Genomic DNA, 11,764 nt, shown 5'->3' with positions numbered 1-11,764 from the left:
CTAAGAACTGTTCAGTTTTCTCATAAATTACCTCGATTACATAACAATCACATTTAGGAACTATTCTGACTTCTGCTATGCGCTCCACCACTCTCGTCGGCAAGGCAATTGAAGTCCCTGATAGTTTGACTAACCCTTGCCTAAGACCTACTTTGCTTATAGCTTGAATCGTGTAAACTAAGAGATTTCGTCCTTTTTTTGGCTCCTTATAGCCAGGGATTTTGGGTTTTCCCAGAAATTTATCGGGGTGACTTTTAAACTCCGATGAAGCGGCAAAAAATGATGTCCAGTTCCGGTCTAATCCTCTTAAAACTTGTTGGGAAACTTTAGCGGGTAAAGCTTGATACTGTTCTGTCTCTTTCATGAGAGAGGCCATCTGATTATAGGTCAAATAGCCATGGCCATAAATGAAGTTTTGTCGGATTAAATAATTGGCTGAGTTGTAGAGATTTTTAGACTGCCAAGATAAATTATCTATCTCAGCCCAAAATCGATGTCCTTTCTTGATAATGTGTCTTTCTGCTACTAACATCCGTTGTCTTTTAACTCAGCGTCGGGTTTTGAAGGGTTGTCTTTTTGCCTAGTCTGATAGTTTTGTCTGTACATATTACCATGGTTGACTATATCTGACTATATTTGTATTGAAACTTTACAATACCTTTGAAGAGGTTCAGGAAAATATTAAAGAAGCGATTGAACTTTACCTTGAAGTTTTGCAAGAACGCGGGGAAACCATTCCAGAACCCACAACTAAAGTCGGTGGTTGGAGTGGCTGCAGGAGGGTTCTTGCCGACTACCCAAAAACTGCTGGGGTTTCACTGACGAAGAACAAGGGCGACCTGATCAGCTACGATTGACAGGGCAATCGCACGGGTTGTCTTGCTCTTTTTTCTCACAAATTTAATTTTCGCACAGGTCTAAGTAGGGAGGCACAATTATTTGTAGGATGGGTTAGCGGTAGCGTAACATGAGCAGGCGTTGGGTTTCATGCTTCAACCCAACCTACGTTCATCTTATATTTAATTCCACCCACCCACTTAATTGGTCTATAGTAGTGATTGTGGCTGTCCTTCTAGGTTGAGCCAAAATGGGGGGGTTCTTTTTGGCGCAAAAAATGTCCTTAAAGATGATAACCATCTCCCTTGATCTTTAGGGTCAATTATTGCCAGAAATAACCAAAATAAAGTAATTTCTTGCCATCCCCTTGCATATTTTCTCGAGCGAGCGGCTTTTCAGTCCCGAAAATCCTTACAATAGGAAATGAAGATAGCCTGAAAAGTTGGAGAATATGAATTATCTCATTGCCGTGTTAGCTGATCGCATAGAAGCAGAAGAAGCTGCCGTTGCCCTCGAAAAAGCGGGAATTCCCCAATCTCAAGTGACCATTCTCGGTCGCGGCTATAAAAGTGCCGATGAGTTCGGTTTGATCGATCCCTTCCAACAGGCCAAAAAACGGGCTACTCTCATGGCTTTTTGGCTAATTCCCTTCGGTTTTGCCGGTGGCTACCTTTTTAACCTGATTACGGGATTGCATACCTTTGATTGGGCCGGAGAACCGGGCAATCATATCGTGGGCGGCATTGCCGGGGCGATTGGGGGGGCGATGGGCAGTATTTTTGTCGGTGGTGGCGTGGGTTTATCGTCCGGCAGTGGCGATGCACTTCCCTATCGCAATCGTCTCGGTGCCGGAAAATATATTATTATCGTGCAGGGTTCCGAAAACTTGAAAAATCAAGCGACTCTTATCCTCCGTCAATTTAACCCCGAAAATCTGCAAGGATACGCCCTAGAACAGTGAACGGTTATCGGGAATAAGTTATCGGTCATTTGATTTTTTCCTAAGAATTTTTGATTAATTACCAGAAAACAATGTCACCAAGAGAAGAATTACTAAAGGGTGTCGAGAATCGCGAGGAGATAGCGAAAGTTATTGATAAAGCCGAACAAGCGATCAAGACTTGGGAAATGACGGTGACAGACTTTCTTTCTCCCGCGGTTTTAGCGGAAGTAGAACGGGTTTTTCAGCGTTTAACCGATGTGTCAATGCAAAAATGGGGCGGTTATCCCCAAGCAGAAAGACAGCGCCTCGGTATTGCTAGAGTTGATCTACCTTGGACAGTAACAGATATTCCCCTATCTGCCCTTGATATTGCCGGTAATTTTCTTTTTGATACCGCTAACCACCGGGATTTTTTAGGGGCGATGTTGGGGACGGGTATCGTCCGGGAAAAAGTCGGCGATATAATCGTTTTAGGTGAGCGAGGAGCGCAGGCGATTGTAGTGCCTGAATTGGCAGATTTTTTATGTGCTAATTTACTACAAGTGCGTTCAGTTCCCGTGAAAACTAGCCCGATTCCTTTGACGGAATTAAAAGTTAGACCACCGCAAAAAAAAGAAATTAATACGGTGGAAGCTTCCTTGCGTTTAGATGCGATCGCATCGGCGGGTTTTGGCATTTCTCGCAGTAAAATGGCCGAGGCAATTAGCGCCGGGGATGTGCGAGTTAACTGGAAAGATATCAGTCAATCTAGTTATAATGTTAAAACCGGTGATTTGATTTCTTTTCGGGGAAAAGGTCGTCTAGAAGTGGGAGAGGTTACTGTGACCAAAAAAGAGCGCTATCGGGTTCATTTAACTAGATTTATTTAGTTTTTTCTGTCTCTAGAATTTGTGATTAGACAGATTAATTGCCATGGCTGAGAATTTCGCCGTAATCGTGCAACTGTGTCAAGTTAGTCCCATCGGTAAACTATTACCGGGGGCGCTTTATGTTCATCGAGAAGCATTACATCAACTGGATCCTATCCTCCAGAATTACGAACAAAAAGCAAGAATTAATCAGCATTTATCCGAGGCAACAATAATTAAATTTAGCACCGATAAACCGAAAATATCCTATCTTTTTTATCCCGATTTTGATCGGGAACCTCACCCAGCTTTAACTAAAAGTTTAGTGGTAGATATGGGGACATTAATCTTGAGTGAATGGAATTATCAAAATGCCGATAATCCGCCCATTTTACACCGAAAAGAAACTTTTGTTACTAGGGACTATCCCCTTTATCAAGAATTCGAGCATCTCACAAAAATCGAGAGTGCTTTAGGACTTTTAAACAGTTCTCATCCCATCGGTACTAAACAGGAATGGCAACGGCTTTTAAGAAAGCATCACCTTGATTTTGCAGGAGATTATTTAGTTTGTAATCTAGAGGGACAAAGGGAAAAATCAATAATAATTGATCGCCACAAAGCTGCTCTTGTTCGCAAAACCCTTTCTCGTCCGGTAAGATTAGCATTAGCGGCGGGATTATTTCTTCCTGAAACCACTTTTTTTGATTACGGTTGTGGTTATGGAGGTGATATAGAACGCATAGCCGAACAGGGTTATCAAAGTGAAGGTTGGGATCCTTATTATCGTCCCGATAGTCCTTTAATTGAATCTGATATTGTTAATTTAGGCTATGTAATTAACGTTATTGAATCCGCCGAAGAACGGCAGGAAGCTTTATTAAAAGCTTGGCAATTAACCCGTCAAGTTTTAATTGTTTCGGCACAGATCCTAATTGATGATAGCGAACGGGGTTTAATGGCCTATGAAGATGGAATTATAACCCGTCGCAATACTTTTCAAAAATACTATCAACAGGAAGAACTAAAACAGTATATTGATAGCACTTTGGGGGTTGATTCTATTCCAATAACTTTGGGAATTTATCTGGTTTTTCGAGAGGAAGAAAAAGCCGAAATTTTTCGTTTATCGAGATGTCGTTCCCGCACTGCCACTCCTAAAATTAAAACCCATCTCAAATGCTTTGAAGATTACGAAGATTTATTGACTCCCCTGATGGAATTTTACACCCAGCAGGGACGTTTACCCGTCGCGGGAGAATTATTACAAGAGGAAGAAATTAAGGCAGAATTTGGCACTTTTAGACGAGCTTTTCAAGTTATTTTACAAGTAACAGAAGCGGAAGAATGGGAGATAATTGCTGATAAAAGACGCGCCGATCTTTTACTTTATTTAGCTTTAAGTCAATTTAGCCACTGTCCGAAAGTACGGGAATTATCCCCCGCTACCCGTGCCGATTTTAAAGCTTTATTTGGCAGTTATCGCAATGCTTGCGCTTTAGCGGAAGAAGTGTTAATAAGTGCAGGAAATTTGGTAGCGATCGCTCGTACTTGTGAAAATAGTTCCTTAGGCAAACTTTCCCGTTATTCCCTAACTATTCATATTAGCGTTTTGGAAAAATTACCGATGTTATTACGCTTATATGAAGGTTGTGCTAGTCAAACTATCGGACGGTTAGAAAATGCTAACGTTGTTCGTTTATCTTTTCGTCAACCCAAAATTTCCTATCTCTATTACCCCAATTTTGATACAGAAATTCATCCGATTTTAGCTACTAGCATGGATGTATATTTAGGTTCGGCTGATTTTAGTTTTCGTGATTATCGGGATAGTCCTAATCCGCCAATTTTACACGAAAAAGAGCTTTTAGTAACGGCTGATTATCCCAACTATGATAAATTGCTTCGCTTAACTCAATTAGAAAAGGATTGGGGATTGTTAGAAGATAGAAAAGCGATCGAACGTTTACAGGGTTGGCAAAAATGTTTAGAGGAGCATTGTGCTACAATCAAAGGCTATCAGATTCTGTGGCGAAAAGATGCTGATCCCTATAAAGTTAGGATTTTACGCGCTAAAATTCAGACCAGAAGAAATCAAAATAAGTCTTCCTGAGTAATTAAGTAAAATAGACGAGGTAATTAATTTTATGATGACTACGATTCGGTTACAAGGATTAGAAGATTTCGAGTTAAAAGCTAATGATCCTGAACAAAGAATGTTTATTTCTGGGGTTAATTGGCAACAGTACGAAACCCTCTTAAAACATTTAGAAGATAGTTCCAGTTATCGCATTACTTACTTAGATGGAATGGTAGAAATTATGGCTCCTAGTCGTCGTCACGAAGTTAGCAAAAAAAATATCGGTAGATTGGTAGAAGTTTATTTAGAATATGCTGAAATTGATTTCTGGGGATTAGGTTCCACCACTTTGCGAAAACAGGAAAAAGAAGCGGGAAAAGAACCAGATGAATGTTTTTGTTTATTTATAGAAAAAGAGTTTCCTGATTTGGCGATAGAAATAATCTTAACCAGTGGCAGCCTGAAAGTTTTAGAAGTTTATCAAAGATTGGGAACTCAAGAGGTTTGGTTTTGGCAAGATAATCAGTTAAAAATCTATTCTTTACAAGAGAATGGCGAATATATTTTAATCCCTAAAAGTGCTTTATTACCGGATTTAAATTTAGAATTATTAGCCGAATACGTCAACCATCCTAATCCCCGTCTTGCTGTCAAAGAATTTCGCTTGCGTTTAACAGAAAATTCCCAGTTATCATAACTATTATCTTTCCATGAGTTCTCAAGTAAAATTTAACCTATCTATCCTAGGGATATTTGTATTTTCTCTAGGAATAAGATTCTGGAATCTCAGTCAGTTTAATACTCTTGTTTTCGATGAAGTTTATTATGCTAAATACGGCAATGAATATCTAATCGGTAAAGAATTTTTCCAGTCTCACCCACCATTAAGTCAATATTTAATTGCTATTAGTATCTGGATTGGCTCCCATTTTCCTGCCGATCCTGAAACCATTAATAATTTAACAGGTTCCCTGCGCTCAACTTTTAGTTATCGCTGGTTAAATGCTTTCACTGGTTCTTTTATTCCCCTAATTATTGGGGGAATTGCTTATCAATTAACCCAGAGAAAAACTGTATTTTTAATCACAACTTTTCTCGCTAGTTTAGACGGATTATTTCTGGTGGAATCCCGCTATGCTCTCAATAATATTTACTTAATTTTATTCGGTTTGTCTGGACAATTATTTTTTTTATTAGCACTCCAGAAAAATTCAAACCTCAATTGGCTATTATTATCGGGAGTTTGTTTCGGTTTAGCGGCAAATATCAAATGGAATGGCTTAGGATTTTTACTGGGAATATTTATTTTTATCGGTATTGCTTGGTTAATAAAATTATTTAATCAAGAGCAGTCAAAAGATCATCTTTGGACAAAGGTAACTAACCTGAGATTAGAGTACATTTTTATCGCCTTAATTGTCTTTCCCCTAGTTACCTATAGTTTGCTGTGGATACCTCATCTTCTCGTCAACCATCAATATAATTTTTCGCAAGTACATCAAGAAATTTGGTCATTTCATCAGAGAATAAAGGGCAATCAATCTGATGTCCATCCCTATTGTTCTCCCTGGTATAGTTGGTTAGTAATGGGGCGACCTGTGGCTTATTATTTTAAGAGAGTAGGTGATAAAATTTATGATGTTCACGCTATGGGAAATCCGTTTTTATGGTGGTTTTCTACCGGAGCAATTCTAGTAGTTTTTAGTCGATTATTTAACCGAAAAGAGCGAGTAATTTCCGCCTATCTTATCTGTAACTATATTGCCAATCTGCTGCCCTGGTTAAAAATTGGTCGCTGTACCTTTCTCTATCATTATATGGCTGCCTATAGCTTCACTTGGATTGCTCTAGCTTGGCTCTTAGCCGATGGTCTAGAAAGTTCCAGTCCTATTTATAAAAATTGCTCGCGCTCGCTGATAATTTTGATAATTTTTGCTTTTATCCATTGGCTACCAATTTATTTAGGCATTCCCCTGTCAGTGCGGGATTATTATCTGAGAATGATTTTTCCCAATTGGATTTAGGATGAAATTAGCGGCAAAAACTGATACAATAAAATCATGATAAAAAGCGATCGCAAGAGTTATGGGTAAACAAAGAATCTTATCTGGTGTGCAACCAACCGGCAATTTACATTTAGGCAATTATCTCGGTGCGATCCGCAATTGGGTGGAGGGACAAAAAGACTACGATAATTTCTTTTGTGTGGTCGATTTACACGCGATCACCGTTCCCCATAATCCCGCCACTCTTGCGGAGGATACTTTAGCAATTGCCGCTCTATATTTAGCCTGCGGAATTGATTTAGAATATGCGACTATCTTTGTCCAATCCCACGTTAAAGCTCATACAGAATTAACTTGGTTATTGAATTGTATCACCCCTTTAAATTGGTTAACCGATATGATTCAATTTAAAGAAAAAGCGATTAAACAGGGGGAAAATGTTGGCACGGGTTTACTCGATTATCCCGTGCTGATGGCTGCCGATATCCTACTCTACGATGCCGATAAAGTACCCGTGGGAGAAGATCAAAAACAACATTTAGAATTAACCCGCGATATAGCTGTTAGAATTAATCATCTTTTTGGGCAACCGAAACAACCAATTTTAAAACTGCCTGATCCGATGATCCGCAAGGAAGGAGCGCGGGTGATGAGTTTAACCGATGGCCGGAATAAAATGTCTAAATCCGATCCTTCCGAGATGAGTCGGATTAATATTCTCGATAGTCCCGATGTCATTGCCAAGAAAATTAAACGCTGTAAAACCGATCTAGTGAAGGGTTTAACTTTCGATGATCCAGAACGTCCCGAATGCCATAATTTATTAACTCTCTATAGCATTTTATCGGGAAAAAGTCAAGACGTGGTTGCGGGAGAATGTGCCGAGTTAGGTTGGGGACAATTTAAACCGATGTTAACAGAAGTCACCATAGAATCTCTGCAACCTATTCAGGAAAAATACACCGAAATTAGAGATGATAAAGATTATTTAGGCACAGTTTTGCGGCAAGGTCGTCTCAAAGCAGAAGCGGTGGCCAATCAAACTCTCGATCGAGTCAAAAATGCCATGGGTTATTTACCACCATTTTAGGGATAATTTTCGGGTGCATCCCCTAATTATCAATCTACTCAGTTGAGATTTTTCAAGGAAAACTCGCTGCTTTATCAGTCAATCTTTAACTCTTGGTGGGGTTCTACCTCCCCATCCAGGGTAAGGGAAGGAGAATGATTACAAAAGTTATTAAATTAAGCACAACTCCAGTGATATTTTGGTAAAATAAGGGCATAATTGAAACTATCAAAATACTTACCTGTCCTTTGAAATTATGGTTGTAGAGTCCCAGGGGAAACAAAAAAAACTATCGTCTAGGGAAGATGAGTCTCGTCCAATTGCCAGCAAGGAACAAAACTCTTATCTAGCAGAGGGAATTGTTGATCATCAATCAACTCAGATTGCTCCTTCCTCCTTACTACAGCCATTTTCTCCAGAGTTAGAAAAAGATAGAGCCAACAAATTTAATTCTCTTAAAGAAATTCTGGTTAGTCATCTTGGTCAACCTTTTTACTCGGACAACGGCTTTATTCTTTATCAAGGAGATGCCACAGACTTTTTGTATAAACTATCTCATAGTGACATAAAAATTGACCTCACTGTTACATCACCACCTTATAATATTGGCAAAGAATATGAACGAGTTCTTTCAATCAATGACTATGTTGATTGGTGTGCTAATTGGCTGCGGCAAATTTATCAGATTACTCAAGATAACGGTGCTTTGTGGCTAAATGTTGGTTATTTAGAAGTACCAGAAAAGGGATTATGTGTTCCGATTCCCTATCTTATTTGGGATAAGTCTCCCTTTTATCTTTTACAAGAAATTGTCTGGAAATATGGGGCAGGTGTTTCTACAAAAAATCGTCTTAGTCCTCGCAATGAAAAATGGCTTTTTTATCTCAAAAATTGCCAAGAATATACTTTTAACTTAGATAATATTCGTGACCCTAACGTTAAGTATCCCAATCAAAAGAAGAATGGTAAATATCGTTGTAATCCCCTCGGCAAAAATCCTTCTGATGTGTGGGAAGTTCCTAAAGTCACTACAGGAGAAAAGCGCAGTTCTAAGGAAAGAACCGGACATCCCGCACAATTTCCTTTAGCAATTGTCGAGAGAATTATACAAGCTTCATCTAATCCGGTAGAAATAATTCTTGATCCCTTTGCTGGTTCTTGTTCCACGGGAATAGCGGCCTTGGGATTAGGAAGAATTTTTGTGGGTTTTGAAATTCGACCAGACTATTGCGAGATAGCTGCCGAGAGATTTAAAAGATTTAAAAAAGAAAGAAGCAATACTTATATTCAAGGCTCGTTATTCTAGATTTTTCGATACAATTGGAGCAATTTATAATTTTCTACGTCAGAGGAAAGACGCGATTGTTGACCTGTAGCTGCCTTTTGCCCAATCCAATCCCCAGAATCAATCCAACCGAAACGAATTAGTTTAATCTGAGGATTAGTAGTATTAGAAAACTTCTCAAAGTTAACTGCTAAATAGTATCCAGACTTACCTTTTTTGCTGTTATTAGAATTTTGAGCATAGCTTCTATTGCCATATATATGTCTAGGATCAGAGGAGGTTTTGACTTCAATTGAAAAAAAGTCATCAGGTATATAGACAATATCTTTATCAGATATACTGATATCTCCTCTCCAGAAATCGGGATATTTTGCTTTTAGTTCTAAAGGAATTAATTCATGAAGTAGAAAACCCATAATTTGAGGTTTAGGGAAGATATCCCTACCAATTCTAAAACCTTTTGTACCTAACTGAGAATTAAAAATTGATTGCCAAGATGTTAAAACAACATCAACAATTGCATCGGTAGATAGGGGATGTCTTTCCACAAGTCGTTGGGTGATAGATAACCAATTACTAGGAGAGACATCTGCATAGGGAGAATTCATCTATAGTTTTTTTCCGGCGTTATTAGATACAGTAACTAATATTAACGCAACCACCTCCCCCTATCCCAACACCTAATACTAAATTCTGTTTAAAAGGTATAGGAGAGTGGGGAACGCTGGATCAGGGAGCAGGGAAAAACAATCCATAACTTGGGAGTTAATCATAGTATTAAAAACGGATTTGGTATGATTAGCCTTTTTTAAGTTGTTTTCGCAGTTTCAAGGATTGAAACTGCGATCGCCAATAAAAGTAGCAGAGTCCGGCAGTTACCCCCAGACTAAGAATTGTTATCCCCGTGAGAATTTCCCACATCCCCGACTCGGTTACTAATATGTTGTAGTATTGTAATAAGAGGATTTTTTTCCTGAAAAATTGTCATATTTGAGGTTTTGATTATGCCTTATACAAATGAAGAAGGTGGACGCTTAAATAATTTCGCCGCCGAACCGAAAGTTTATCAAGCGGCTCCCCCGACTAAATCGCAACAACGTAATTATCTTGTCTGGGGCGTTGCTGCGATCACACTTGTGGGTGGACTGTTAGCCGTCGCTTTTTACGCATCTCAAGCTGGCTAAAATTTAGTCCCTCGTAGTTGCGATTTAGCCCCTTTCACTCCTATTTAGAGCTAAAATCACAACTACTCCCTATTTTAGGGCTTTTGACCCTGAATTAATGCCACTGCTGACTGAGACTTAGCCGCAGTCCCCTGTTTACCCTGGGATAACGCTAGACGGGCTGCTGCCTCTAAATCAGCGATCGCTTTTTCCCTGTTTCCCAATTTATAATGGGTTAAACCCCGATTGTGGTACGCTTCGGCAAAATTAGCATTGATTTTCAGACTCTCATTGTAGTCCCTTAAAGCCATTTCCTGCTGTCCGGCTCGGTTATAGGCCAAGGCGCGATTATAGAAAATGCGATCCTGTCCTCTAGTTCCCTGTAAACTCAAAGCTTTTGTGTAATCCTCGATCGCTTCTAGGTGTCTTCCCAAGTCATCCTTAGCATTACCGCGATAAATAAAGAAATCAGCAAAATTTCCGTTTAAAGCGATCGCTTTTGTGCAATCTTCCACGGCTGCCTCGTATTTTTTCGTCAGATAATGCACATAACAACGATTACCGAGAGCATTAACATAATTGGGGTTGATTGTCAAGGCCTGGGTATAATCTGCGATCGCTCGCTCGTACTGGCCGAGAACTAATTCCGCATAGCCGCGATTATAGTAAGCATCGGCATCCTTCGGCTCTAATTGTAGAGCTTGAGTAAAATCCGCAATCGCCCCTGAGTAATCCCCTGCGGTTAAACGATCCACACCCCGATTATAAAATTCTACAGCCTTCACGGGGTTAGCGGTAGTTTGAGAGACTAGGGGAGAGATAGTCAGTAAAAAAGTCGCTATAGCCATAATAATTGTCAATTTTTTCTTAATTTTCATAATCCCTTCACCTAAACAATTCAAGGTAAAATTAAACAGCCCTACTCACAGGTCAAAATATCATGATTAAATCTCTTTTGGCGACTTTCCTCCTAATTACCACCCTCCTCTTAACCGGTTGTGCAACTCCCATCGCTGGACTGCAAGGATACACCAGTGACAGCCAAGGCTATCAATTTTTATATCCTAAGGGTTGGACGCAGGTGGATGTGAAAAAAGTTGCAGGAGTAGATGTGGTTTTTCATGACCTGATCGAAACTAGCGAAAATTTAAGCGTTATTATTAACCCCGTCCCCGACAATAAAACCTTAACAGATTTAGGTACTCCCTCGGAAGTGGGCTATCGTCTCCTGAAAAATAACAGTCTTAACCCCAATCTCGATAAGGAAGTAGAATTAATTCGCTCAGAATCCCATCAAATCGACGGTCAAGATTATTATATCCTCGAATATCAAGTTAAATTAGCCAACGGTCAAGAACGTCATAATCTGGCCAGCGTCACGGTTAATAATCATGGCTCTTCGGTTTGTGTTATGCAATGGACGGGGATTATAAGGGATGGAACCCTTATATAGAAAGGCATTTAGCCATTTTTGTCAATTGTTTTTTATCTAGAGCGAACTAATCAATTAAGTCTCTTGCCAGATAAGGATTT

13 protein-coding genes are annotated in these 11,764 nt (G+C 39.5%); 10 read left to right on the top strand and 3 right to left on the bottom strand.

What is annotated here, in order from left to right:
- On the bottom strand, positions 1 to 532 hold a 532-nt coding region (locus O9332_RS16360), incomplete at its 3' end, for a transposase (protein ID WP_288026455.1).
- A gap of 109 nt (positions 533 to 641) precedes the next feature.
- Here O9332_RS16360 and O9332_RS16355 point away from each other — a divergent pair.
- From O9332_RS16355 to O9332_RS16320, 8 genes are all read left to right on the top strand, one after another.
- Complete coding sequence (locus O9332_RS16355; protein WP_002759014.1) at positions 642 to 857, top strand: type II toxin-antitoxin system HicB family antitoxin; 216 nt, start codon at positions 642 to 644, stop codon at positions 855 to 857.
- Positions 858 to 1,288: 431 nt separating this feature from the next.
- A complete protein-coding gene (locus O9332_RS16350; RefSeq protein ID WP_002759013.1) occupies positions 1,289 to 1,798 on the top strand; it encodes a hypothetical protein in 510 nt (169 codons plus the stop codon).
- Between the two features lie 71 nt (positions 1,799 to 1,869).
- Positions 1,870 to 2,649: a photosystem II electron transport protein, Sll1252 family gene (locus tag O9332_RS16345; protein WP_002759012.1), complete on the top strand. Its 780-nt coding sequence runs from the start codon at positions 1,870 to 1,872 to the stop codon at positions 2,647 to 2,649.
- 43 nt (positions 2,650 to 2,692) lie between these two features.
- Positions 2,693 to 4,741, top strand: a complete 2,049-nt coding sequence (locus O9332_RS16340; RefSeq protein ID WP_002759011.1) for a DNA phosphorothioation-associated putative methyltransferase — start codon at positions 2,693 to 2,695, stop codon at positions 4,739 to 4,741.
- A 34-nt stretch (positions 4,742 to 4,775) separates the two neighbouring features.
- A complete protein-coding gene (locus O9332_RS16335; protein WP_002759010.1) occupies positions 4,776 to 5,405 on the top strand; it encodes a Uma2 family endonuclease in 630 nt (209 codons plus the stop codon).
- Between the two features lie 13 nt (positions 5,406 to 5,418).
- The gene (locus tag O9332_RS16330) at positions 5,419 to 6,732 is read left to right on the top strand and encodes a dolichyl-phosphate-mannose--protein mannosyltransferase (protein WP_002759009.1); all 1,314 of its coding nucleotides are present in this window, start codon (positions 5,419 to 5,421) and stop codon (positions 6,730 to 6,732) included.
- Between the two features lie 61 nt (positions 6,733 to 6,793).
- Positions 6,794 to 7,804: a tryptophan--tRNA ligase gene (gene trpS / locus O9332_RS16325; protein WP_002759008.1), complete on the top strand. Its 1,011-nt coding sequence runs from the start codon at positions 6,794 to 6,796 to the stop codon at positions 7,802 to 7,804.
- Between the two features lie 235 nt (positions 7,805 to 8,039).
- Complete coding sequence (locus O9332_RS16320) at positions 8,040 to 9,089, top strand: DNA-methyltransferase (protein ID WP_002759006.1); 1,050 nt, start codon at positions 8,040 to 8,042, stop codon at positions 9,087 to 9,089.
- On the opposite strand, the gene O9332_RS16315 is transcribed toward O9332_RS16320, so the two are convergent.
- Positions 9,086 to 9,676 carry a ScaI family restriction endonuclease gene (locus O9332_RS16315; protein ID WP_002759004.1) on the bottom strand — a complete coding sequence of 197 codons (591 nt, stop codon included), beginning with the start codon at positions 9,674 to 9,676 and terminating at the stop codon, positions 9,086 to 9,088. The genes O9332_RS16320 and O9332_RS16315 overlap by 4 nt on opposite strands.
- A 396-nt stretch (positions 9,677 to 10,072) precedes the next feature.
- On the opposite strand from O9332_RS16315, the gene psb34 reads away from it, so the two are divergent.
- Positions 10,073 to 10,252: a photosystem II assembly protein Psb34 gene (gene psb34, locus O9332_RS16310; RefSeq protein WP_002759001.1), complete on the top strand. Its 180-nt coding sequence runs from the start codon at positions 10,073 to 10,075 to the stop codon at positions 10,250 to 10,252.
- A 74-nt stretch (positions 10,253 to 10,326) separates the two neighbouring features.
- On the opposite strand, the gene O9332_RS16305 is transcribed toward psb34, so the two are convergent.
- Positions 10,327 to 11,109 carry a tetratricopeptide repeat protein gene (locus O9332_RS16305; protein ID WP_002759000.1) on the bottom strand — a complete coding sequence of 261 codons (783 nt, stop codon included), beginning with the start codon at positions 11,107 to 11,109 and terminating at the stop codon, positions 10,327 to 10,329.
- 62 nt (positions 11,110 to 11,171) lie between these two features.
- Here O9332_RS16305 and psbP point away from each other — a divergent pair, with 62 nt between their 5' ends.
- Positions 11,172 to 11,684: a photosystem II reaction center PsbP gene (gene psbP / locus O9332_RS16300; RefSeq protein WP_353853434.1), complete on the top strand. Its 513-nt coding sequence runs from the start codon at positions 11,172 to 11,174 to the stop codon at positions 11,682 to 11,684.
- Positions 11,685 to 11,764 lie beyond the last annotated feature (80 nt).

Source organism: Microcystis sp. LE19-10.1B (assembly GCF_027530565.1).
GTDB classification, from domain to species: domain Bacteria; phylum Cyanobacteriota; class Cyanobacteriia; order Cyanobacteriales; family Microcystaceae; genus Microcystis; species Microcystis aeruginosa.
The sequence above is the reverse complement of the archived record's forward strand: the minus strand, read 5'-3'. Positions and strand labels throughout refer to the sequence as shown.